This is a genomic window from Brachybacterium sp. NPDC056505 (genome assembly GCF_042794925.1).
In the GTDB taxonomy this organism is placed as follows: Bacteria; Actinomycetota; Actinomycetes; order Actinomycetales; family Dermabacteraceae; genus Brachybacterium; species Brachybacterium kimchii.
The window spans coordinates 1-23,451 of the sequence record NZ_JBHTSV010000028.1; the positions used below are offsets into that span (position 1 = coordinate 1).

The window sequence follows — 23,451 nt, forward strand, 5'->3', positions numbered from 1 at the left end:
GGACCATTCAGTGGTGTGAATGGTCCGCAGACCCGCCCAAATGCTCGAAGACGGGCGGCGCCAGCCTCGTCGGGCCGCGCCGCTGACGACATCGGGCGGCGCCGCCCCAGCGGGCAGCGCCGCCCTCATCGGACCCCCGCCCTCGGGCTCAGCCCTGCCGGGCCTTCAGGCGCGGGTTCCTCTTGTTGATCACGAAGGTGCGCCCGCGTCGGCGGACGACCTGCGATCCCGGCTGGCTCTTCAGCGCGCGCAGGGAGTTGCGGACCTTCATCGGGTGGCCTCCTGGGTGGATGCGCCGGCGCTCTGCGTGCCGGCGGTCTTCGTACCGTAGCGGCGACGGAACTTCTCGACGCGTCCGGCGGTGTCGACCACGCGGGCGCTGCCCGTGTAGAAGGGGTGCGAGGCGGACGAGATCTCCACGTCGATGACGGGGTACTCGCGGCCGTCGTCCCACAGCACGGTCCTGTCCGAGGTGACGGTCGAGCGGGTGAGGAACGAGTGCCCGGCGCCGGCGTCGCGGAACACGACGTGGTGGTAGTCGGGGTGGATGCCCTTCTTCATGAAGGCCTCCTTCGAGGTGTCGGGGGTGGGATGCTGTGCGGAGCCGATGGTCGTCGGCGGATCGGCCGACGACCTGGGCTCACCAGCTGGACTTGGTGATGCCGGGCAGCTCGCCGCGGTGCGCGGCGGCCCGGAAGCGGACGCGCGAGAGTCCGAAGCGGCGCAGATGGCCGCGCGGTCGCCCGTCGATCGCGTCGCGGTTGCGCAGGCGCGTCGGGCTTGCGTCGCGGGGGAGCGCCTGCAGGGCACGCTGGGCCTCGGCGCGCTCCGCGGGGGAGGCGGCCGAGTCCTTGAGCGCGCGCTTGAGAGCGGCCCGACGCTCGGCGTACTTCGCGACGACCGTGCGTCGGCGCTCGTCGGCCGCGATCTTCGAGGTCTTCGCCATCAGCGCTCCTCCCGGAACTCGACGACCTCGCGCACGCGCGGATCGAACTTGCGCATGCTGAGGCGATCGGGGGTGTTCCGCCTGTTCTTGGTGGTCATGTAGGTGAAACCTGTGCCGGCCGTGGAACGCATCTTCACGGTCTGGCGGACGTCGTTGCGACGACTCATGGGTGCCCTCCTGCGGGGTCGTGGTGGATGGATCGATGGGCGCAGGGCCGACGACGCTGCGCGGGATGGTGAGGACCGGTGATCGAGGAGCGGGGACGCGAGGGGTGCTGCGAGACGCGGCGCTCGACTCGGCGGAGGCAGGGCCGCCTGCATGAGATCGCGTGCCCCGGTTCCTTCCGTGCCCCGTACGACGCCTGGCCGCCCCGTCTCGATGTCAGAGGTGCTCGCACCTCACATCGACGACGGTGTGCCGCCCGTCGGCCGTCGGCTGTCGGCCCGTCGGCACGCCCGACCGCCCGACCGTCGAACGCAGATCCGCCGGCCCCTCGGCCCCTCGGCCTCAGACCTTCTCGCCCCGGGCGAGCAGCTCCTGGACCACCGCGTCGATGCCGCGCCGGTCGATGATCTTGATGCCCTTGGCCGAGAGCGTGAGGCGCACGGTGCGGCCGAGCGACGGGGCGAAGTACTTCTTGTGCTGGATGTTCGGGCTGAAGCGGCGAGGCGTGCGGCGGTGGGAGTGGGAGACGTTCCGTCCCATCCGCGGCTCGGCGCCGGTGACTTGACAACGCTGGGTCATGATGGAGGAGACTAACTACTGATAATCATTCTCGTCAAGAAGTGAGGTCGCGACGGATGTCCGCGAACGATGCCGCGAACGGCGGCCCCGATGCCCGAGGGCCGCTGCGCCCCCTGCCCGACGCCGGCTCCCTGCCCGTCAGCCTGATCTCCGCCATCGACCCGGTGCTGCGGGACGTGCTGGTCACGAGCCTGCTGCTCGAGCGCCCCGGCATGCTGGCCCTGCGCTACGAGGTCGACGCGGAGCACGGTGCGCTGCGCCGCGTGCTCGGTGACGCCGAGCGCGTGATCGACGATTCCCTCGTCGAGCTCGACCACCCGTGCGTCTCGTGCGCCATGCGCGAGGACGCGATCCCGCTGCTCGGGCGGCTGGCCGCCGAGAGCCGCTGGAACGGGCTGCTGCTCGCCCCGCCGATCAGCGCCGACCCCGAGGTCGTCGTGCGCACGATCCTGCCGGGGCGGCAGGGCTGGCACCTGGGGTCGTCGGCCGCCGTCGTCGACATGCGCACCGCCGTGCACGACCTCCTCGAGGACGACACCCTGGCCGAGCGCGGCCTGCAGTGGGCCGACGGCGACGAGCGCGCCGTGGGTGAGGCCCTCGCCGCCCAGATCGAGTACGCCGACCTGCTGGTCCTCGATGGAGCCGACGGCGCCGCCCGCGAGCTCATCGAGCACCTCCGGGCGCCCGAGCAGCAGGTCTCCGCCTCGATGCACACGCTCCACCCGAAGACCCTGCTGCTGGGCCGCCACTCCCGCGCCCGCGCCGAGGCGCGCCGCGATCCCCGCCGCGTCGAGCCCTACGGCGGTCCCACCACGCACGGCACCTGGACCCTGGACCTCAGATCCGAGCGGCCGTTCCACCCCGAGCGCCTGCTCGAGCACATCGAGGAGCTCGGCGCCGGCAGGCTCCGCGGCCGCGGCCGCTTCTGGGTCCCCGACCGCCCCGGCACCATCTGCCAGTGGGACGGCGCAGGCGGCCAGGTCTCCATCGGCGCGATCGCCGACGCCGGCCGCGAGCTGCCCACCACGCGGCTCGTCGTCACGGGCGTCGGGGCGGCCGACGCCGAGCGCGTGCGCCGCGCCTTCGGCCGCATCCTGCTGACCCCCGAGGAGTGGGCCGACGGGCTCGCCCCGTGGCTGGGTGCCGAGGACCGCCTCGCCCCGTGGCTCGGGGAGCGCGAGGCCGCGGCCTGAGGAGGGCAGGGCGGGGCGCGCGGGCCTCGCCCCGCGGGCGCCCGCACCATGGAACACTGGCATCTGTAGAACGGTTCACCGAGAGGACTCCCGACGATGCCTGCCCTGCTCGAACCCACACCCGACGGCTTCCTCCGAGGGGGCGAGCCGCACCAGATCGTCTCCGGCGCGATCCACTACTTCCGCGTGCATCCGGACCAGTGGCGCGACCGCCTGCGCCGCCTCGTCGCGATGGGCTGCGACACCGTGGAGACCTACGTGGCCTGGAACATCCACCAGCCCGCGCCCGAGACCGTCACCTTCGAGGGGATAGCCGACCTCGGCCGCTTCCTCGACACCGCCGCGGAGGAGGGGCTGGATGCGATCGTGCGCCCGGGCCCGTTCATCTGCGCCGAGTGGGAGAACGGCGGCTTCCCCGGCTGGGTGCTGCGCGAGCAGGGCGTGCGCCTGCGCACCCGCGAGGAGGCCTATCTGCGGCTGGTCGACGACTGGTTCGACCAGCTGATCCCCGTGATCGCGCAGCGCCAGGCGTGCCGCGGCGGCAACGTCGTCATGGTCCAGGTCGAGAACGAGTACGGCTCCTATGGCGACGACACCCTCTACCTCGCGCACCTGCGCGAAGGCCTCCGCGCCCGCGGTATCGAGGAGCTGCTGGTGACGTCCGACGGACCCGCGCGGATGTGGCTGACCGCCGGGACGATCGACGGCGCGCTGCCCACCGTCAACTTCGGCTCCCGCACGCGGGACGTCCTCGAGATGGCGGCGCGCGAGCTGCCGGCACAGCCCCTGATGTGCATGGAGTTCTGGAACGGCTGGTTCGACCACTGGGGCGAGGGGCACCACAGCAGGGACGCGGGCAGCGCCGCCGCAGAGCTCGAGGACATGCTCGCGGCCGGCATGAGCGTGAACTTCTACATGGCGCTGGGCGGCACGAACTTCGGGCTCACCGCGGGGGCGAACCACGACGGCGTCCTGCAGCCCACGACCACGAGCTACGACTACGACGCCCCGATCGCCGAGGACGGCCGTCTCACCGAGAAGTTCCACGCCTTCCGCGAGGTCATCGGCCGACACCGGGACCTGCCCCCGCTCACCGAACAGCTGGCCGAGCTGGGCCTCGACGCGGAGCCGGCCGCGCTGGGCGCTCGCGAGGCGCAGATCGAGCGCGTGGTGCCGCTGCGCGCCACCGAGCGCTTCACCCGCACCGCTCCCACCCACGTCGTGCCGCCCGCCTTCGAGGACCTCGGCCTCGAGCGCGGGATCCTCCGGTATTCACGGGACGTCGAGATCGAGGCCTCCGACCGCGCCGACGGCACCCGGACCCTTGCGCCCCTGAAGCTCTTCGGCCTCGCTGACCGCGCGTGGGTCTACGTCGACGGGATCGCCGTCGGCTCCGTGGGCATCGGCGCCCGGGGCGCGGTCGACGGGACCCTGGCCGGGGAGACCGATCCCGCCGTCGTCGAGCTCGCTCCCTTCATGGACCGTCTGCTGCCCGAGGGCGGGCATCGCACGGTGCGCGTGGAGATCCTCGTGGAGAACCTGGGGCGCGTGAACTTCGGCCCCTACCTGGGCGGACGCAAAGGCATCCTGCGCGGCGTCTGGGACCGCGTGCGCTTCCTGGGCGACTGGGAGGCCGACCCCTGGCCGCTCGTGGAGATGGGGGAGGAGCTCGCCGGCATCGTCGCGAAGGCGGAGCCCATTGCGCAGTCCGCCGCGCGACCTCCGTCGGACGCGCCCGCCGATGACCTGCCCGTCCTGGTCGCCGCCTCCTTCGAGGCCGAGCGCAGTGCCGACGCGCACCTGGACCTCTCCGCTGCCGGCCATGGCGTCGCCTACGTCAACGGGCACTGCGTGGGCCGGTACTGGAGCGTCGGACCCCAGCAGTCGCTGTACGTCCCCGCGCCCTGGGTGCGCAAGGGCCGCAACGAGGTGCTGCTGCTGGACCTCGACGCGATCCCCGCCCGGCTCGCCCTCGCCGATCGCCCGGTCTTCGACTGAGCGCACGTCCACCGGCCTACCCCGGCGCGCTCATCGCGCCGACATCACCGACGGAGGAACGGATGCCTGACACGAGCTCGACTGGCGGCGCCCCTGATCAGCGCCAGAACATCCTGCTGATCGTCTCGGACGACCACGGGTACGGCGATCTGGGTCTGCGCGGCAGCGACCCGGATGTCTCCACACCGCACCTCGACGCCCTCGCGGCCTCGGGGCGGCTGTACGACAACGCGTACGTCACCGCACCGATCTGCAGCCCGTCGCGCGCGGGCCTCATCGCCGGCCAGTACCAGGAGCGCTGGGGCGCGCACTGGTTCACGGACTCCGCGATGCCCCCGCAGGCCGTGCCGTCCCTCGCCGAGCTGCTGGGGGAGCGCGGGTACCGCACGGGCTACTTCGGCAAGATTCACTACGGCCAGGACAAGCCCGGCGATCGCGCCTGCCCGCCCCACCACGGCTTCGACACCTCCTTCTACGGCGTCGCCGCGCTCTCGATGGGCCGCCTGCACTACCTCCACCACTCGCGTGCGCACAAGGAGGGCTACGGCGAGGCCGCCAAGCGCCACGGGGTCTCCCCGATGTGGGTGGGCGAGGGCAAGGAGACCTGGGAGGTCGATTGCGAGCGCCACCTCACCGAGGAGTTCGTCCAGCGCGCGATCGACTTCGTGGGCCGCGGCAGTGCGGCCACGCCGAGGGCCGACGGTCGGACCGGGGCCTACAGTGCGACCGGGGCCGACGGCGGGGCCGGGGTCGACGATGCGACCTGGTCCGACGCGGGCGCGGGGCTGGACGATGCCTCCGCCGGCAGCCCCTTCTTCGCGATGGTCGCCTTCAACGCGGTCCACAACTTCACCTGGCAGCTGCCGCAGCACGAGCTCGACGCCCGCGGCCTGCCCTCCCATCCCGACTTCGACGCGGAGACCAACGACTACCTCGACTGGTACGACGGGGCGGTCGAGCCGAACCTCGAGAACGGCCGCGCCTACTACCTGGCCCAGCTCGAGATCATGGACCGTGAGATCGGGCGCCTGATGGCGCACCTCGAGGAGACCGGGCAGCGCGAGAACACCGTGGTGGTCTACATGACCGACAACGGCGGCTCGCACTGCAACTACGGGCGCAACACCCCGCTCGAGGGCAGCAAGTACACCCTCTACGAGGGCGGCGTGCGGACTCCGCTGATCATCTCCTGGCCCTGTGCGACCGAACCCGGTTCCGTGTCGAAGGCGCTGGTCAGCTCGCTCGACCTGATGCCGACGTTCATCGGCGCCAGCGGCGTCCCCCTGGGCGCCGAGGACGTGTGCGACGGGATCGACTTTCGCGACTCGATGCGCGACCCCGAGGCGCCGGTGCACGACGTCCTGCACTTCGACACCGGCTTCCAGTGGGCCGTGCGCACGCGCGACTGGAAGCTGCGGTTCGTGGACCCGGAGTCCCGGGCTCGGGCGAGCATCCTCCAGGTCGAGCACACGGACATCGGCAGCGGCATGCAGCTGAGCCCTGCGACCGACGACCTCGCGGGCCTCGACGAGACCCGGGACGTCTCGGCCGAGCACCCCGAGGCGCTCGGGCACCTGCAGCAGCTGCACGCGGCCTGGCGCGAGGAGATGGAGGCCTCGGCCGCCCACCTCGCCTGAGCGCGGAACGGCCGGTCCGTCGGACGAATGCATCGCCCGACGGCCCGGCCGTCGGCCTCAGCCGGTCACTTGGTCTTGGGGTCCTTGGTGACCGGGACGTCGGCGGGGAGGACCTCGGCGTACTCCTCGAGGATCTTCTTGCCGCCGCCCTCCTCCCAGGTCTTCAGGGCCTTCTTGAAGTCGTCGATGGTCTTGCGGCCCTGGATGACGTCGTCGCGCACGTCGGTCAGGCGCGTGGTGATCTCCGTGCCCTTGGACGATGCCGTGTCGGAGTACAGGCCCTTGATCGGGGACTGCGCAGCGTTCTCGAGCAGTTTCTTCTCCTGCTCGTAGATGTACTCGGAGTCGTCGGCGATGGGGTTGTAGATGACGCCCTCGCCCGAGGCCATGATCTGGATGGCGCTCTGCAGGCCCGGCACGTTGGTCTCGCCGTCGTCGGTGAGCACGTAGTTGCCGTCCTTGACCTCGTACTCCTCACCCTTGCGGCCCCAGTGCGTGACCATGTACTCCTCGGTGCCGAAGGGGGCGGAGAGGTAGTTGATGACGTCCAGCAGCTCGCGGATCTTCTTCTCGTCGTCGGTCTTCTTCAGCGGCGTGAATCCCACGGTCCCGTAGCCCATGTCGTAGACCGGGGTGCGGTCCTTGTCCGCGGCGAAGGGGATGAGGATGTCCGCCAGCAGGTCCTTGTTGTAGCTGCGGTACTCGGAGGCGCCGCGCGGTCCCACGGAGACGATCGCGCCGATGGTGCCGTTGGCGAAGTACTGGGAGGACTCGGCAAGGTTCAGGTCCGGGTATAAGACGCCTGCCTTGAAGACCTTCTGCGCGTACTCGAGGGTCTCGAGGTACTCGTCGGTCTGGTACTGCGCGGTGAGGGTGCGGTCCTTGTTCACGCGGTACCCGGTGGGCACGCCGAACCATTCGCCGAACATGTGGAAGGCGTTGGGCAGGAAGGGCTCGAGCGCCCAGCGCTTGCCCTTGATCGAGACGTCCTTGCACTTCTCGAGGAACTCGTCGGCGTCGTTGAACGAGAAGCCGTCGACGTCGTCCCACACGTCGGGGTTGCCGAGGTAGACCTGCCCGAAGGGGGTCGAGGGGATCGGGGCGCCCCAGATCTTGCCGTTGACCACGGCGGTGCGCCACGAGCTCGGCGTGAGCGCGGCGAGGTTGCCCCACTCGAGGACCTTGTCGCCCGAGAGGTACTCGGTGAGGTCGGTGAACTGCGACTCGAGCATCGGGCCGATGTTCGGGATGCCCTGGTTCGGCGGCACCCACATGAGATCGGGCAGGTCGCCGGAGGCGAGGATCGTCGCGAACTTGTCCGGGTAGGAGTCGATGACGACCTGCATGTCCAGGGTGCCGCCGAGCTGCGAGTTCAGGTTCTTCCAGAACGGGTTGGACTTCATCGGCGGCGGGGGCGTCTGGAAGGTCTGCGTGAGCGCCGTGATGGTGCCCGAGGTGATCGGCTTCTTGTCCGTGGTCTTCAGGAGCTTCTCGGGGGCCTTCAGGAAGACGTTGTGCAGGCCCTTCTCGTTGCCCTTCAGGTCCGGCGTGAGGCCGTCGAGGGTCTTGTAGGTCGGAAGCTCGACCTCGGCCGACTTCTTCGCACCGCCGGATCGGCTGGAGCTCGCGGTGCAGGCGCCCGCGCCGACGGCGACCGCAGCGGCGCCTCCGGCGGCGAGGAGCTGACGACGTCCGATCTCGAAGCTCATGGTGTGTCCTTTCATCAGGGCCGCAGCGAAGCCGCTGCGGAGCAGGAGGGGAGAGGGAGAGAGGCGCGGGTGCGCCGGCGTGAGCGCTGCTCAGCCCTTGATGGCGCCGGTGATGACGCCCTTGGAGAAGTACTTCTGGAGGAACGGGTACACGACCACGATCGGCGCGAGCGCCACGACGACGACGGCCATCTTGATCGACTGCGGGGGAGGGGCCTGCGAGACGCCGAGGGTGTCGGCGGTCATCGAGGAGCCCTGGATGACGTAGCTGCGCAGGATCATCTGGATCGGCCACAGCGACTGGTCGTTGATGTACAGCAGGGCGTTGAAGAACGAGTTCCAGAAGCCCACCGCGTAGAACAGGCCGATCACGGCGATCACGGCCTTGGACAGGGGCAGCACGATCCGCAGCAGGATGGTGAAGTCGCTCGCGCCGTCGATCTTCGCCGACTCCAGCAGCTCCTTGGGGATGCCCATGAAGAAGGAGCGCATGACGATGAAGTTGAAGCCCGCGAACAGCCCGGGCAGGATCAGCGACCAGATCGTGTTCAGCAGGTGCAGCTCCTTGACCATGAGGTACATCGGGATCAGGCCGGGGCTGAAGAACAGGGTCACGATGATCGCCATCAGCATCGGCTTGCCGAAGAGCACCGGGCGGCTGAGCGCGTAGGCCATCGTGATGGTCACGAACAGCGCGAGCAGGGTGCCCACCACGGTGATGAACGCGCTCACGCCGATCGCCCGGAAGACCAGCGGGCTCTTGAAGATCGTGCGGTAGGCCTCGAGGGTCGGATCGGTCGGGAACAGCACGTACCCGCCGGCGTCGCGGATCTGGTCGCTCGAGGCGAACGAGGTCGAGACGACCACGAGCATCGGCACCACAATCGAGATCGTCACGATCGCGATCAGCAGGCCCTTGAGAACGGTGAGCCCGGGGGTCGGCTTCTCCATCCAGGCGGCCCGCTCGCTGCGCCCGAAGGCGCGGGCCCAGATCCGCTCGTGCAGGGAGCGGTCGTCGGACGCGGCCCCGGCGGCGGATCGGTGGGCCGCGGAGCCGGCCGACGGGGCCGCGGCGTCGTTCTCGTCGACCTCGGGGGCCGGCATGGTCATGTGCTCGCTCATCGCGCGCTCCCTCGGTAGATGCCGTCCTCGCCGAGCATGTGGGCGAACTTGTTGGCCAGCAGGACGAGGATCGTGCCGACCACTCCCTTGGCGAGACCGGCGGCCGCACCCATCGACCAGTCGCCGCCGATCACGCCCGTGTAGTAGGCGTAGGTGTCCAGGACCTCCGAGGCATCGGCGCCCACGGCGTCGCGCTGGAGGATGAACTGCTCGAAGCCGACGGTGAGGATCGAGCCCAGGTTCAGGATCAGCAGCAGCACGATCACGGGGCGCATGCCCGGCAGCGTGATGTGCCAGGCGCGGCGGAAGCGCCCCGCGCCGTCGGCCGCGGCCGATTCGTAGAGCGAGGCGTCGATGCTCGCGAGCGCCGCGAGGAAGATGATCATGCCCCAGCCGGCGTCCTTCCAGATGTTCTCGAGAGCGATCAGCAGCGGGAACGTGCTGGGGTTGGTCATGAACGGGATCGCGTCCATGCCGTGGGTCAGCAGGAACTTGTTGATGAAGCCCGCACCGCCCAGCATCTGTTGGAAGAGGGCGATCACCAGCACCCACGAGAGGAAGTGGGGGAGGTAGACGATGGACTGGAACGCCTTGCGCAGGCGCGGGGTGACCATCGAGTCCACGACGAGCGCGAGCACGATCGGCACCGGGAAGAACAGCACCAGCTGGACGACCGCGAGGATCAGCGTGTTCTTCAGGGCGAGGAAGAAGCGGCTGTCGTCGAACAGGTCGATGAAGTTCTGCATCGCCATGTACGGCGCCTCGGTGATCTTGAGGTACGGCTGGTAGTCCTGGAAGGCGATCACGTTGCCGAGGATCGGGATGTAGAAGAACAGCAGCAGGCACAGTGCCCCGGGGACCATCAGGACGAGCATCTGCCAGTCGCGGCGCAGGCGCACCCCGAACGCGTCCTTGGGCTTCCGCGGAGTGCGCCCCCTCCTGCTGCGACGGCTCTTCTCACCGCTGCGGCTCGAGCTGCTCCCGCCCTGCGCCTGCAGGGCGATCGCCTCCTCCTCCGCGGCTGCGGCCGGCATCGTCTGGATCATGGATCTCCTCGCAGTTCATGCGGCGGCCGGTCGGCCTCCCTGCCAGGCCTCGCTGCTTGACAGGCTGTGCATGACCGTAAATGATCTTGGTCGCTGTGTAAATCCATTCACCGAATCGTGATCATCCGAGACGACTGAGGGATCCTTCCGCCTGCAAGAACGCCGCAGGCCATAGGGTCCTCGTGCGGTCCGATGACCGACAGGGGATGGGAGGACGCGCGAGCGTCGACCCCCGGACCGGGCGGCGACCCCCACCATCGCGAAGGAGAGTGGTCCCCATGGAGGACCTGCGGATCGGCATCATCGGCTTCGGGGCGCGCGGCGGCCTCTCGCGGCATGCGCACAGGCCGGGGGAGGGCTCGCGGGTCACGGTCGTCGCCGACCCCTCGGAGCGGGGCAGAGAGGACGCCCGCACTCGCTTCGGCGAGGAGGTCGCCTATGTTGCGTCGGTCGACGAGCTGCTGGCCGAGCACGAGGTCGACGCGGTGATGGTCCTGGCCCCCGACTTCGCCCATGCCGGGATCGCCCTGCAGACCCTCGGCGCCGGCATCCCCACCTTCACCGAGAAGCCGATGGCGATCCGCGTCGAGGACACCGACGCCATGCTGCGGCTCGCGATGGAGAAGCGCACCCGCCTGTTCGTCGGGCACAACATGCGCCACATGCCCGTGATCCGCCAGCTCAAGGCGATCGTCGACTCCGGGCGGATCGGGCGCGTGCGAGCCATCTGGTGCCGCCACTTCGTGGGCGCCGGCGGCGACTTCTACTTCAAGGACTGGCACGCCGAGCGGGAGCGGGCCACCAGCCTGCTGCTGCAGAAGGGCGCCCACGACATCGACGTCATCCACTGGCTCGCCGGCGGCTACACCCGTCGTGTCTCCGGCATCGGCGACCTCGCCGTCTACGGCGACATCAGCGACCGCCGCGACAACTCCGACCGGCGCATGTGGGACTGGTTCGACGCCGAGACCTGGCCGCCCACGGAGCAGAAGGACCTCAACCCCACGATCGACGTCGAGGACATCTCGATGCTCAACATGAGGCTCGACAACGGCGTGCTCGCCTCCTACGAGCAGTGCCACTTCACGCCCGACTACTGGCGGAACTACACGGTGATCGGCGACGCCGGCCGCATCGAGAACATGGGCGACGGCGGCGGCGACCAGATCCACATCTGGGAATCCCGCAAGGGCGGACCCGGCAGTCCCGACGACGTCGAGGTCATCGACCGCGGGGACGGCGGGCACGGCGGCGCCGACCCGAACCTCGTGGGCGAGTTCCTGCGCTTCGTGCGCGAGGGCGGCGCGACCGACGTCTCCGTGATCGCCGCGCGCGAGGCCGTCGCCACCGGCGTCTACGGCGCGGAGTCCATCCGCCACGGCGGGGTTCCGTACGACATCCCGGAGGTGCCCGCCGAGGTGCGCGAGTACTTCGACGGTGGCCAGGCCTGAGACCTGAAAGCTGACCTCTGGCCTCAGCCGACGACGCCGAGGGCGGTGAGGGCCTCGCGGACGTCGGCGTCCGCGCTCGCCGCGGCGTGCAGCGGCCAGGCGGCCGCGACGAACCCGTCGGGCCGCACCAGCAGCAGCCGGTCGGGTCGGGCGCTGCCCGTGGGATCGGCAGGGAGCGTGAAGGGACCCTCGATCCAGTCCGGCACGGCGGCCGGGCGCTCGGCGCGGGCGCCGTGGACGAGCAGCCGCCAGCTCATCGCGCGCAGGTGTTCGGCGTTGTGGGGCGTCGGGGGCAGGCGCAAGCCCACGATCCGGTCGCGCGCCCACCGCGGGAGGGTGCCGCCCTTGGTCGTCGCGTGGTACCGGATGCGGTACTGGCCGAGCCACCCCGCGATCCGCGGTCCCTGTGAGGAGGCGAGCAGGCGCGGCGCGAGCACACCGGCGAGGTCCCGCAGCCTGCGCCGCGCGAACGCGTGCACCGGGCCGGTGCGCGCGATGAGCCCGAAGGCGGTGTCCGTCGCGCGGATGAGGGTGAGCGCGACGGGTCGCCGCTCCGCCTCGTAGCGCTCGATCGCGTCCGACGCCAGATGCCCTTCGGTGATGTCCGCTAGCAGGTGGGCGAGGCCGTGGGCGTCCTGCAGTCCGGTGTTCATGCCCTGGCCGCCCACGGGCGAGTGCACGTGCGCGGCGTCCCCCGCCAGTAGCACGGGACCGACCCGGAAGCGCTCGGCCACGCGATGGTGCACGCGGTAGGAGGAGAACCAGTCCACGTGCGAATACGTGATGCCGAGGTCCTCCTGCGCCCCGGCCAGCGCATCCTGTGCGGAGGGGTGCGCCGCCCCGTGCAGCCAGATCAGACGGGCGTGGCCGCCGGGGCCCATGGGGAAGACGACCGCGAAATGGCGCTCGCCGAAGCGCGCCGAGAGCGCCGACTCGGGTACCCCCTCCACTCCGCGCAGGTCCGCGACGCAGAAGGTCGCGTCGTCCGTGACGCCCTCAAAGGCGAGGCCCAGCTGATGGCGCACGGGCGAGCTCGCCCCGTCGGCCCCGATCAGCCAGCGCGCACGGATCCGATGCGGCCCTGTCGGCCCGTCCACGATCGCCTCGACGCCGTCGGGTGCGTCGGCACCGCCGACGAGGAACGAGCGCAGTTCGTGCCCGTACCGGACCGGGCACCCCTCCTCCTCGAGCGCCGCGGAGAGGAGGTGCTCGGTGCGGGACTGCTCGTAGACATGGACACCGGGGAACGGCGTCCGCCCCTCCTGGAGAGGCGCGACGTCGATGCGCACGGGTGAGGCCGCATCGCCGATCCGGATCCCGGTGGCGAGGGTGTCGGCGGAGAGCACGGGCTCGGAGAGTCCGAGCTGGTCGAGGATCTCGAGGCTGCGCGCCTGCACGACGAGTGCCCGCGACTCCCGCGTGGGCCCGTCCTTCGCGTCGACGACGAGGGTGCGCAGTCCGCGGCGGTGGGCGACGAGACCCGCCATCAGGCCGGTCGGGCCGGCGCCGACGACGAGGACGTCGTACGGGCTGGTGTGGGTCTGCGGTGACATGGCGGGCGCCTCCTCGAGCCGGACCCGGGTCCGAGCACCAGCCTAGTTCCGCCCGTGCACGGGCTGCCGCCCGGCGATCACCTCGAGCAGGCGCGCGGCCTCGTCGCGACCGGCGTCGCGACCGGGCCCGAACCACCTGCGGGTGTCGGCCGGCGGCTCCTCGCCCGTGAGGATCTCGCGGACGGCACCGGTGGTGACCTTGTTCAGGTGCGTGGACACGTTGATCTTCGTCATCCCGGCGGCGACGGCGTCGCGGATCCCCTGATCGCTCACGCCCGAGGAGCCGTGCAGCACGAGCGGCGCCTCGACCCGCTCGGCGATCGCCGTGATCAGGTCGAGGTCCAGGGCCGCGTCGCGCGTGGTCATGGCGTGCGAGGAGCCGACGGCCACCGCGAGCAGGTCCACGCCCGTGTCCGCGACGAACTGCGCGGCGTCGCCCGGGTCCGTGCGGGCCGACGGGTCGTGCACGCCGTCCTTGCCGCCCACCTCACCGAGCTCGGCTTCGACGCTCACCCCGCGCGCGTGCGCCTTCCGGGCGACCTCCTGGGTGCGCGCGCGGTTCTCGGCGTCCGGCAGCTTCGAGCCGTCGTACATGATCGAGGTGAAGCCCAGCGCGAGCGCCTCGTCCACGAGGTCGAGGTCGTCGGCGTGGTCGAGGTGGACGACGACGTCCTGGGCGCAGCGCCGGCCGATCTCGAGGGTCGCGAGCGCGATCGGGGCGAGCGCGCCGTGGTACGTCGCGGCGTTCTGACTGATCTGCATGACGATCGGCAGGCCGGTCCGCTCCGCCGCGGCGGAGAACGCCTCGGCGTTCTCGATGTGGACGACGTTGAAGGCGGCGAGGCCGCGGTGCGCGGCGCGGGCGTGCTCGGCCAGGGGCGCGAGGGCGCTGAGTGTCATGGCTGCTCCAGGGGGTGAGAGGGAGGCGTGGGAGCCGTGGAGGCCGTGGGCGCCGTGGGGCCCGGGACGGCCGGAACGGTCGATGCGGAGGGGACCTGTTCGACGGCGATCGCGCCGCGCAGCTCCTGCGCGAGTGCCCGGTCGATCTCACCGGCGACGGGCCGCGTCACGGCGCTCGCGCTGACGGCGACGGCGCTGCGCAGCAGGTCGGGGAGCGCATCACCACGGGAAAGGGCGCGGGAGGCGGCGGCGACGGAGGCGTCACCCGCGCCCGTGGGATTGCCGCTGAGTGGACGCGGCGGTGTCGCGCGAAGGGCCGCATCGGCCGTGACGGCGAGCATGCCCTCGGGCCCCAGCGAGCACAGCACTGCGCCCGCGCCCCGCGCGATGAGCGAGCGGCAGGCGTCGATCGGTTCGTCGATCCCGGTGGCCGCGCGCACTTCGCCGAGATTCGGCTTGAGCACCGAGGCGCCCGCGCGGGCGGCATCCAGCAGGGCCGGTCCCGAGGTGTCGACGACGACCGGCAGGCCCGCCCCGCGCAGCTCGGCGACCAGGGTGTTCACGTCCTCGCCGGTCATGCCCGGAGCGAGGGACCCGCTGATCACGACGACGTCGGCGCTCTGCGCGCGTTCGCGGACGCCCGCGAGGACGCGGTCGCGCTCGTCGGGGGAGAGCAGCGGGCCGGGCTCGTAGAAGCCGGTCGCTCCCTCGGGGTCGACGACGGTCACGGTCCGGCGGGTCGCCCCCGCGACGCGCGTCCATGCCTGCTCGACGACGCCGTGCTGGGCGGCGCCGTGGCCGTCGAGCAGCCCCACGAGTTCCTCGCCGGAGGCCCCGCCGACAGGGCCGACGAGCACCGAGCTCTCGCCGAGCGCGGCGAGCACGCGGGCGACGTTCACGCCCTTCCCTCCGGCGACGGTCCGCACCCGTTGCACGCGCTGCTCGCCGTGCACGGGGAGGGGGCCGGCGACCTCGTAGGTGACGTCGAGCGCGGGGTTCGGGGTGAGGACCAGGATCATGACGCGCGCACCATCCCCGCCAGCCCGGCGCCCTGGCAGCCGGCCCACATGCCCAGCGACGAGGGGAGCACCGGGGGAGTGGGCACGACGCCCAGGCGTCCGGAGATCGACGCCTCGAGGGTGTCCAGCACGATCGGTCCCCCTTCGGCCAGACCGCCGCCGATGACGACGGGCAGCGTGCCCACGCTCGAGATGATCGTCGCGAGCGCCTGGCCCAGGGTGTCGAGGGCGCTGAACAGGATCTTCTCGGCGTCCGCATCGCCCGCGCGGGCGCGATCCACGACGGCGCGGGCGGCGGGGCGCCCGCCGTCGGTGGTGACGAGGGAGTGGGCGTCGGGGTCGAGCTGCTCGGCGAAGCGGCGGCCGATGGCGGAGGCCGAGGCGACCTCCTCGAGGCGCATCATCCGCCCCGTGAACGGCTCCTCGACGCGCACCTGTCCGATCTCGCCGGTGAAGCGGTCGCCGAAGACGGCGCCGTCGTGCACGACGGCCGCGGCGATCCCGGTGCCGATCGGGACGAAGATGAGGTCGGCGAGCGGCGGGGCTCCCGCGCCGCCGGCGGCGGGGCGCTGGGTGAACAGGCGTCCCGCGCCCCAGGCCGCCTCGGCCATCCCGCCGGCGCGCACGTCGTGCGCGAGGGCGAGCGGGGCGTCGAGGTGCTCGCGCAGCAGCTGCCCGAGCGCGAGCTCCTTCCATCCCAGGTTGACGGCGAGCTCGACGACCTCGCGCTCCTCGTCGATGATCCCCGGCACCGCGACGCCCACGGGGGTGTCGGCATCGAGGTGGGCCAGCCCGCGCAGCCGCGCCGTCTGCTCGGCGATCATCGCGGCCAGCTCGGCCGGCTCGTGCGGCGTGGGCAGCGAGTAGGGGACGCTGAGGGCGCCGTCGGCCGCGACGGCGCCGATCTTCGTGCGGGTGCCGCCGACGTCGACCCCGATCGCGGGGCGCGCCGGGGCAGAGGGCATCGTGCTCGTCATCGGTGCTCTCAGCCCAGGTGGACGGCGCGGGTGAGGTGGCGCGGGGCGTCGGGGTCCAGGCCCTTCGCCTCGGCGCGGCGCACGGCCCACAGGTGGACGGCGACGAGCTGGGCCAGCGGATCCAGGTCGGAGGCGACGAAGGCGGATCCGGCCTGCTCGGTCTGCGCCGCCAGCCCCTCCGGCGCGGGCCCGAACTGGTAGGTGATGCGGCCGGGCTGGGCGATCGCGATCGGCCCGTGCCGGTACTCCATCGCGTAGTAGGACTCGGTCCAGGACTGCGAGGCCTCGCGCATCTTCAGGCCGGCCTCGTCCGCGAGGCCCTTGGTCCAACCGGTGCCCAGGAAGGTGATCTGGTCGGCCTCGATCCAGGACGGCTCGATCTCGCGTCCCAGCACGGTCCCCGCGTCGGCGATCGCGCCGCGGAGGTCCTCGCCCAGGGAGGCGCGCAGCAGGGCGAGGGCACTGGTGGCGAAGCGCGTCTGGACCACGGACGTCTCGTCGGCGAAGTCGAGGACGATCTCGGCGTCGGAGTGCTCGCTCGCGGGGCCCTCCGCGACCGCCGTGAGGAGGACGCTCGGGGTGCCCGAGACGTTCTTCAGCACGTCGATGATCTCGGTGGTGGTGCCGCTGCGGGAGAGCGCGATGACGCGGTCGTAGCTGCGGGCGGGGGAGACCTCGGTCGGGGTGATGGCGTCGGTGACGCCCTGGCCTGCGGCCTCGCGGAGCTTCGCATAGGCGATCGCCATGAACCACGAGGTCCCGGCGCCCACGATGAGCACGCGCTCGCCGGGCGTCGGCAGCAGGTCGCGCACCTCGGGCAGCAGGTCGATCGCCTGCTGCCAGGACTCGGGCTGGGTGCGGAGCTCGTTCTCGGTCGCGCTGGTCATCGCGTCTCCTTCGTGCGGGGCGGGTGCTCGTCAGGTCGGTGTGCTCTGGGCGGACGCGATGGTGGGCGACGAATGCCATGCATCGCTGAATGATTGTTTGTGAGCATATCGAATCAGAACGCTCAATGTCACGCAGAGTGTGGAGCGAGGTGCAGGACGGCCGCCGGGCCGCACTCGCGCCGTCACACCCCACTCAGCACACCCTTCCGGCGGACTCGCCCCCGATCGCCCGCCCGGGTCGCTTACCCTCGATGGAGCGATCCCAGACCGCACACCCACCGCAGAACGCAGCACGAGGAGGCGCCCGGTGCCCAGCGACGCAGTGCCGAGCACCCCCGCGGGGGGCGGCTCCGAGGCTTCCGCCGATACCTCCTCGACGACCCCCGCCCGCGGCCGGCGCCAGCGCCTGGACCGCATCCTCGACCTGGTCATCGAACGCGGGCACGTGCGCGTGGACGAGCTCGCGAGCGATCTCGGCACCTCGCCCGCGACCGTGCGCCGCGACCTCGACAGCCTCGCCGAGCAGCAGCTGGTGATCCGCAGCCATGGCGGGGCCTCCGCGCATCCCGACGCGAGCGCCCTGCCCATGCGCTACCGCTCCACCCGTCACGCCGATGCGAAGGACGCGATCGCCCGCGCCGCCGTGGACATGCTGGTCCCCGGCACCGTGGTGGGCCTGAACGGCGGCACCACCACGACCGCCCTCGCGCACGAGCTCGCCTCGCGCGACGCCATCCGCGAAGCCTCCCGCCCCACGACCCTGGTCACGAACGCCCTGAACATCGCCCAGGAGCTCGCGGTGCGCCGGCACCTGCAGCTCGTGGTCACCGGCGGCATCGTGCGCGGCGGGAGCTTCGAGCTGGTGGGCGGCTGGGCGGAGCACATGCTCGAGCAGATCCGCATCGACCTGCTGTTCCTCGGCGTCGACGGGATCAGCGCGCGCGACGGCGCCCGCACCCATGACGAGGCCGAGGCGCTGATCTCCGCGCGGCTCGCCGAGCGCGCGGAGAAGGTCGTCGTCCTCGCCGATTCCTCGAAGATCGGGGCCGGCGCCTTCGCCCGGATCCGCGCCACGGAGGGTCTCGACGCCGTCGTGACCGACCCGGACGCCGATGCCGATGCCGTCGCAGCCCTGCGCGAAGCGGGCGTCGAGGTCGTGCTCGCTGGGGGGAGCGGCCGATGAGCGCCGCCGGCCGCCCTGTGACGCTCGCCGACGTCGCGAAGAAGGCAGGAGTGTCCGTCGCGACCGCGTCGTTCGTGCTCTCGGGGCGCGGGGGCGCGCGTTCCTCCGGGTCCCCGGAGACCAAGGCGAAGGTGCGGGGTGCGGCCGAGGAGCTCGGCTACGTCCCCAACCGCAATGCCCGTTCCCTGCGCACCGGCCGCAGCGGAGGCATCGTCCTGGCCCTGGGCACTGTCGAGGATCCGTGGGGTCTGAGCCTCGCCGGCGCGGTGCGCGACCGCGCCCTGCCCGAGGATCTCTCGACCCTGATCCTGGGCGATGAGCGCTGGTTCGAGTTCCTCTCCGGCTCTGCTTTCGACTGCTCCTTCGTCACCAGCATCGACTTCACGCCCGAAGGTCCGGAGCAGGTGCGACACCTCGCGCGCGGGCAGGGTGGGATCGTCGCCTTCAGCGAGCGCATCCAGCCCGAGCGCTTCGATGTCATCTCCTCCTCGGCCCAGCCGGCGGTGCACGCCGCCTACCGGCGGCTGCGCGCACGGCACGACGCCGTCCTCTTCATGAGCGGGAGGGCGATCGACCCCGAGCGACGGCCGTACTTCCCCTCGCGCGCGCACGCCTTCCTCGACGCCGCGGTCGAGGCCGGCGACGGGCCCGGCCTCGACCTCGTGCACGCCAGCGGCGTCGATCGACAGCAGAGCTTCGAGTACTCCCAGCGGTGGCTCGAGGGGCCGGCCCGGCCGACGGCCGTCATCTGCTCGACGGGCTACCAGGCGATGGCGCTGCAGGTCGCCGCCATGCACGCGGGCATCTCGGTCCCCGACGACCTCGAGATCATCTCCATCGGCGACGTCCCCGCCGACGCCCAGATGCTGGGCCCGATCAGCTACTACGGCGTCCAGGACGTGTTCGCGCGCATGGCCGACATCATCGTCGGGCGCGCGCTCGACCGCGAGGGCGCCCCTGGACAGCTGCACCGGTTCGACTGGGAGTTCTTCCCGGGCGGCACCACGGTCGACGGGACCGACGGCGCGGCCGGCAGTCGGGCGGGTGGCGCGACCGGCGGCGGCGCCGGCAACGAGGCTGACGGCGCCTGACCCCTGGGACGGGGCTGCTGCCGAACTCCCGTGCGAAGGGTCCGCCGGCCACACCTGCGGCCTCTACGCTGGACGTCATGCCCACCACCTCCGGCTCCACGACGTCGTCGGCCCTCGCCTCCCAGCTCTCCCCTTCCCTCAGCACCTGGTCCCTGCCGGGGCTCGCGCTCACCGACGTGCGGGTGCTCGCGCCCTTGGACCACACGGACCCGTCGGGCCCGCGCATCGAGGTCTTCGCGCGAGTCGCCACCGCCCCCGGCGGCGAGGACCGTCCCCTGCTCGTCTACCTGCAGGGAGGCCCCGGTTCCGAGGCACCGCGCCCCAGCGCGCATCCGGGCAACCCGCCGTGGCTCTCCCGCGCGCTCCAGGACTATCGCGTGGTCATGCTCGACCAGCGCGGCACCGGTCGCTCGACCCCCGTCGGCCTCGACACCGCGCTGCCGGAAGGCGCGATCGACGTCGTCGCGCCCCCGGGAGCGGACCACCCGGCCCTTGCGACCCTGCGCGAGGCGAGCCCCACCCAGCAGGCCGACTACCTCTCCCACTTCCGGGCCGACGCGATCGCCCGCGACGCGGAGCTGGTCCGCGAGGCCCTCGGTGCCAGCACGTGGAGCCTGCTCGGCCAGTCCTTCGGCGGGTTCACGGCCCTGCGCTACCTCAGTGCGCACGCGTCGTCGCTGGATGCGGTGATGTTCACCGGGGGCCTTCCCAAGATCGGCCCAGATCTGGACGTGGTCTACGAGACCACCTGGCAGGGCATGATCCGCCGCAGCGAGGCCCACTACGCACGCTTCCCGGGCGACCGCGACCGCATGCGCCGCCTCGCCGAGCTGGCCGCTGCAGGCCGGCTTGTCCTCGGCGATGGCGAGCTGGTGGGTATGGAGCGGCTGCGGCGCCTCGGCCACCTGCTCGGCGCCTCGGGCGGCTCCGAGAAGCTGCACTACCTGCTCGAGAATGAGCCCGACAGCCCCGTGCTGCGCCACGACCTCGCCGCCGCGCTGCCGTTCAGCGGCCGCAACCCGATCTACGCGGTCCTCCACGAGTCCTGCTGGGCCGACGGCGTGGCCATGGACTGGGCGGCCGAGCGCACCATGCCCGAGGTGGTGCGCGCCGACGCGACCCTGCTCGCGGGCGAGCACATGCACCGCGAGGCGATCAGCGAGGATCCCGAGCTGGCTCCCTGGGCGCAGGCCGCCGACCTGCTGGCCGCGCGCGAGTGGCCCTCCCTCTACGACCCCGAGGCGCTGCGCGCGGCCGACGTGCCCGTCGCCGCGGCCGTCTACTACGACGACGCCTACGTCCCCCGGGAGTTCTCCCTCGCCACGGCCTCTCTGCTGCCGGATGCGACCTGCTGGGTCACCAGCGAGTACCAGCACAACGGCCTGCGGGCGAGCGGCGAGGGCGTGCTCGATCACCTGATCGGGATCGTGCAGGGCACTCGCGTGGCGTGATGCCGGCGGGGTGCGCCTGCTCCGCGCGTGCCCGTCAGCCGCCCATCACCGGCAGCAGCAGGTGCGAGGGATGCTCGCCGCCGGTGTGGATGACGTGGCGGCCCTGGTTCGCCCCGACGTACTCGCGGATGCCCGGCATCATCGTGCCCAGCAGGTTCCGGGAGCTGATCACGAGGCGCAGCTGCTGGCCTGTGCGGAAGGACAGCCCGATGGGCAGCAGGTCGATGGCGACCTCGACCACCTCGCCCGCCGCGAGGTGCTGCGGGCGATCGAAGGTGTGGACGGGGTTCTCCGGGTTCGACAGCGCGTCGTCCTCGTGGCGCAGGGACACGCGAAGGCGTCCGTCGGACCCGCGGTAGCGCAGGATGCTCGCGCCGCGCTCGGTGACGTCCTGGGCGATGGCCGAATGGTTCGGCACGGTGAACTCCGCCAGCGGCGTCCCCTGCGCGTCGAGCTTCTGGACCAGCACGAACAGGTCCATGTCCTGGGCGCCGTCGGTCTCGACGAACAGATGGGCCGAAGGGTGCCCGACGAGCTCGGTGTCCTGCTCGAAGGGCAGCAGGAAGGAGACCTGGTCGGGGTTCGCGTCCACGGCGTAGGAGGCGCTCGCCTCCTCTGCGGGGGTCTCGGGCGTCAGCCGGCGGGTGCGGGCGTCGAGGTAGAACGGGGTCGAGGCGCTGCCGACGGGCGGGAAGGACTCGGCGGGGATGCCGGTGCGGTCACCGCCCTCGAGGTCGAGCACCGAGTACCGCACCCTGGGCGTCGACTCCCAGTCGTTGTCCTCGCCGCGCAGGAAACGGTCGAAGAAGCGGCGCAGGTCCTCGACGTTCTCGCGCGCGTAGTAGTCGGGCCACTCCTGGGAGGCGTGGATCCGCAGCCACTTCTGCGTCGAGGCCATGCGGTGCCAGGCGCGGAAGGTGCCGGCGGTGTGCAGGGTGTTCGAGTAGCTCGCGACGACGTACGCGGGCACCTCGATCCGCGAGAAGTCGGGGATCTTCTCCTCCCACAGCGCGTCCATGAGGGGGTGCGCCTCCGCCTCGGCCAGCACGTCCTCCTTGCGGCCGCGACCGAAGAAGCTGCCGTGCTGCAGCTGGCCGGCGAAGCCGGTGTCGGGCATGCCGCCGCGCAGGACCAGATCCCGGTAGACGTCGCTCACGCCCTCCCAGGGGTTGATCGCGGCCAGGTGCGGGGGCTGCTCGGCGGCGGTGAACCACTGCGAGACGGCGAGGTAGGAGGTGCCGCTCATGCCGACCTTGCCGGTGCACCAGGGCTGCTCGGCGAGCCATTCGATCACGTCGTAGCAGTCGCGACCCTCCTGGCGGTCCCACAGCACGCTGTCGCCCTCGGAGTCGATGACGCCGCGCGGATCCGGATGGCAGATCGCGTAGCCGCGCGCGCACCAGTACGCCGGATCGGGGCCCTCGAACTTCTCCAGTCCCGAGACGATGCCGTCGTCCAGGCCGACCATCGCGAACACGCCGCGCACGCTGTCGGAGGTGCCCTGGCCCTTGCCGTACGGGCTCCAAGCCACGATCACCGGCACCTGCTCCGCACCGGTCGGGCGGAACACGTCCACGTGGATCACGGTGCCGTCGCGCAGAGTGACGGGGGTGTCCTTCTCGAGGACCACGTCCACCGGCAGTTCGGCGAACCCGGGCGCGGCGCGGTGGCCGGCCGGGAGCGTGCGGGTGCCCGGATCGAACGGGGTGAGCACGCCGGTCCTGCCCTCCGGCAGCGCGGACGAGGGGGTGAAGATCTTCTGGACGTCGCTCATGGCGGCTCCTCTCGACGGGTCCTCGGCTCCGGTGCGAGGACGCGGCGAGCGTATGCCCGTCCCGCCAATAACTCAACAGGCGTTGAGAAGGGTGTGTCGCCCGCGATAGGTTCGAGGCATGACGACGGGGAACGACACGGAGCGGCCCCCGGGCGCGGACCGGCCGACGGGAAGGGCCGGACGTCGGCCGGGCGCGGCGAGCACGCGCGGGCTGGTGCTCGAGGCCGCCCGCGCCCGCTTCGCGGCCGATGGCTTCGCGTCCACCACGATCCGCGGGGTCGCGGGCGATGCCGGAGTGGACCCCTCGCAGGTCATGCAGTTCTTCGGGTCGAAGGAAGGGCTGTTCGCGGCGGTCATGGAGCTCCCGGACTCCGCGCTCGCGCAGTTCTCGACCGCCTTCGAGGGGCCGGATGCGGGGCTCGGGGAGCGAGTGGTGCGCGCCTTCCTCGCCGCCTGGGAGGGATCCGCGCAGGTCTCCGAGCCGCTGATGGCGATGCTGCGCGGTGCGATCGCCCATGAGGGCGCGCGCGCACAGCTGAGGGACTTCATCCAGGCCCGGCTGCTCGAGGGGGTGCGCGGACGCGCGAAGGGGGAGGGGTCCGACCTCGCGGTGCGCGCGGGTCTGGTCTCCGCGATGCTCGTGGGAGTGGTGATGGGACGGCGCGTGATCGGAGTGCCCGCGCTCGCCGAGGCCGACACGGAGCAGGTCGTCGAGGTGCTCGCCCCCGCGGTGCAGGAGATCCTCGCGGGGACGTAGCGCCGACGCGGCG

Annotated in this window: 22 protein-coding genes; 8 read left to right on the top strand and 14 right to left on the bottom strand. The window is 71.7% G+C overall.

Translation table 11 applies throughout. From position 1 onward, the window contains the following. Positions 1–148: 148 nt before the first annotated feature. The 5 genes from ykgO to rpmB all read right to left on the bottom strand — a co-directional run bounded on the left by ykgO (position 149) and on the right by rpmB (position 1,690). Complete coding sequence (ykgO, locus tag ACFQ53_RS13010; RefSeq protein WP_152351368.1) at positions 149–271, bottom strand: type B 50S ribosomal protein L36; 123 nt, start codon at positions 269–271, stop codon at positions 149–151. Then, entirely contained in the window at positions 268–561 is a 294-nt protein-coding gene (locus ACFQ53_RS13015; protein WP_377860323.1) for a type B 50S ribosomal protein L31, read from the bottom strand. Before ACFQ53_RS13015 ends, ykgO begins: the two co-directional genes overlap by 4 nt. A gap of 79 nt (positions 562–640) precedes the next feature. Beyond that, positions 641–946 (bottom strand): 30S ribosomal protein S14, encoded by a 306-nt coding sequence (gene rpsN, locus ACFQ53_RS13020; protein ID WP_377860326.1) that lies wholly within the window; start codon positions 944–946, stop codon positions 641–643. Next, complete coding sequence (gene rpmG, locus ACFQ53_RS13025; protein WP_152351371.1) at positions 946–1,113, bottom strand: 50S ribosomal protein L33; 168 nt, start codon at positions 1,111–1,113, stop codon at positions 946–948. Before rpmG ends, rpsN begins: the two co-directional genes overlap by 1 nt. 340 nt (positions 1,114–1,453) lie before the next feature. After that, positions 1,454–1,690: a 50S ribosomal protein L28 gene (gene rpmB, locus ACFQ53_RS13030; RefSeq protein ID WP_377860328.1), complete on the bottom strand. Its 237-nt coding sequence runs from the start codon at positions 1,688–1,690 to the stop codon at positions 1,454–1,456. Between the two features lie 56 nt (positions 1,691–1,746). Between rpmB and ACFQ53_RS13035 the strand changes: the two genes are divergently transcribed. The 3 genes from ACFQ53_RS13035 to ACFQ53_RS13045 all read left to right on the top strand — a co-directional run bounded on the left by ACFQ53_RS13035 (position 1,747) and on the right by ACFQ53_RS13045 (position 6,518). Further along, positions 1,747–2,883 carry a CobW family GTP-binding protein gene (locus tag ACFQ53_RS13035; RefSeq protein WP_377860330.1) on the top strand — a complete coding sequence of 379 codons (1,137 nt, stop codon included), beginning with the start codon at positions 1,747–1,749 and terminating at the stop codon, positions 2,881–2,883. A gap of 96 nt (positions 2,884–2,979) precedes the next feature. After that, positions 2,980–4,881 (top strand): beta-galactosidase family protein, encoded by a 1,902-nt coding sequence (locus tag ACFQ53_RS13040; protein WP_377860332.1) that lies wholly within the window; start codon positions 2,980–2,982, stop codon positions 4,879–4,881. Positions 4,882–4,943: 62 nt separating this feature from the next. Beyond that, positions 4,944–6,518 carry a sulfatase gene (locus ACFQ53_RS13045; protein ID WP_377860334.1) on the top strand — a complete coding sequence of 525 codons (1,575 nt, stop codon included), beginning with the start codon at positions 4,944–4,946 and terminating at the stop codon, positions 6,516–6,518. 65 nt (positions 6,519–6,583) lie between these two features. Here the strand turns inward: ACFQ53_RS13045 and ACFQ53_RS13050 are convergent, their stop codons facing one another. The 3 genes from ACFQ53_RS13050 to ACFQ53_RS13060 form a co-directional block, all read right to left on the bottom strand. After that, positions 6,584–8,227: a sugar ABC transporter substrate-binding protein gene (locus tag ACFQ53_RS13050; RefSeq protein WP_377860336.1), complete on the bottom strand. Its 1,644-nt coding sequence runs from the start codon at positions 8,225–8,227 to the stop codon at positions 6,584–6,586. 90 nt (positions 8,228–8,317) lie between these two features. Beyond that, positions 8,318–9,178, bottom strand: coding sequence for a carbohydrate ABC transporter permease (locus ACFQ53_RS13055; protein ID WP_377860398.1), 861 nt, complete (start codon positions 9,176–9,178; stop codon positions 8,318–8,320). 167 nt (positions 9,179–9,345) lie between these two features. Beyond that, entirely contained in the window at positions 9,346–10,395 is a 1,050-nt protein-coding gene (locus ACFQ53_RS13060; protein WP_377860338.1) for an ABC transporter permease, read from the bottom strand. Between the two features lie 278 nt (positions 10,396–10,673). Here ACFQ53_RS13060 and ACFQ53_RS13065 point away from each other — a divergent pair, with 278 nt between their 5' ends. Continuing rightward, the gene (locus ACFQ53_RS13065) at positions 10,674–11,846 is read left to right on the top strand and encodes a Gfo/Idh/MocA family protein (protein WP_377860340.1); all 1,173 of its coding nucleotides are present in this window, start codon (positions 10,674–10,676) and stop codon (positions 11,844–11,846) included. A 23-nt stretch (positions 11,847–11,869) separates the two neighbouring features. Here the strand turns inward: ACFQ53_RS13065 and ACFQ53_RS13070 are convergent, their stop codons facing one another. From ACFQ53_RS13070 to ACFQ53_RS13090, 5 genes are read right to left on the bottom strand one after another with little or no spacing between them, the layout of a single operon-like run. Further along, positions 11,870–13,399 (bottom strand): FAD-dependent monooxygenase, encoded by a 1,530-nt coding sequence (locus ACFQ53_RS13070; RefSeq protein ID WP_377860342.1) that lies wholly within the window; start codon positions 13,397–13,399, stop codon positions 11,870–11,872. A 42-nt stretch (positions 13,400–13,441) separates the two neighbouring features. Next, positions 13,442–14,299, bottom strand: a complete 858-nt coding sequence (locus ACFQ53_RS13075; protein WP_377860344.1) for a class II fructose-bisphosphate aldolase — start codon at positions 14,297–14,299, stop codon at positions 13,442–13,444. Beyond that, the gene (locus ACFQ53_RS13080) at positions 14,296–15,318 is read right to left on the bottom strand and encodes a 1-phosphofructokinase family hexose kinase (RefSeq protein WP_377860346.1); all 1,023 of its coding nucleotides are present in this window, start codon (positions 15,316–15,318) and stop codon (positions 14,296–14,298) included. The genes ACFQ53_RS13075 and ACFQ53_RS13080 overlap by 4 nt, the downstream gene beginning before the upstream one ends. Next, positions 15,315–16,283: an ROK family protein gene (locus ACFQ53_RS13085; RefSeq protein ID WP_377860348.1), complete on the bottom strand. Its 969-nt coding sequence runs from the start codon at positions 16,281–16,283 to the stop codon at positions 15,315–15,317. Before ACFQ53_RS13085 ends, ACFQ53_RS13080 begins: the two co-directional genes overlap by 4 nt. 20 nt (positions 16,284–16,303) lie before the next feature. Then, positions 16,304–17,182, bottom strand: coding sequence for an SIS domain-containing protein (locus ACFQ53_RS13090; protein WP_377860350.1), 879 nt, complete (start codon positions 17,180–17,182; stop codon positions 16,304–16,306). A 307-nt stretch (positions 17,183–17,489) separates the two neighbouring features. On the opposite strand from ACFQ53_RS13090, the gene ACFQ53_RS13095 reads away from it, so the two are divergent. The 3 genes from ACFQ53_RS13095 (at position 17,490) to ACFQ53_RS13105 (ending at position 20,907) form a co-directional block, all read left to right on the top strand. Further along, the gene (locus ACFQ53_RS13095) at positions 17,490–18,365 is read left to right on the top strand and encodes a DeoR/GlpR family DNA-binding transcription regulator (RefSeq protein WP_377860352.1); all 876 of its coding nucleotides are present in this window, start codon (positions 17,490–17,492) and stop codon (positions 18,363–18,365) included. Then, positions 18,362–19,456, top strand: coding sequence for a LacI family DNA-binding transcriptional regulator (locus ACFQ53_RS13100; RefSeq protein WP_377860355.1), 1,095 nt, complete (start codon positions 18,362–18,364; stop codon positions 19,454–19,456). Before ACFQ53_RS13095 ends, ACFQ53_RS13100 begins: the two co-directional genes overlap by 4 nt. A gap of 77 nt (positions 19,457–19,533) precedes the next feature. Beyond that, positions 19,534–20,907: an alpha/beta fold hydrolase gene (locus ACFQ53_RS13105; protein WP_377860357.1), complete on the top strand. Its 1,374-nt coding sequence runs from the start codon at positions 19,534–19,536 to the stop codon at positions 20,905–20,907. 34 nt (positions 20,908–20,941) lie between these two features. Here ACFQ53_RS13105 and ACFQ53_RS13110 read toward each other — a convergent pair whose 3' ends face one another. Next, positions 20,942–22,681, bottom strand: a complete 1,740-nt coding sequence (locus ACFQ53_RS13110; protein WP_377860359.1) for a CocE/NonD family hydrolase — start codon at positions 22,679–22,681, stop codon at positions 20,942–20,944. Between the two features lie 118 nt (positions 22,682–22,799). On the opposite strand from ACFQ53_RS13110, the gene ACFQ53_RS13115 reads away from it, so the two are divergent. Then, positions 22,800–23,438, top strand: a complete 639-nt coding sequence (locus tag ACFQ53_RS13115; RefSeq protein WP_377860360.1) for a TetR family transcriptional regulator — start codon at positions 22,800–22,802, stop codon at positions 23,436–23,438. The last annotated feature ends 13 nt before the right edge of the window (positions 23,439–23,451 follow it).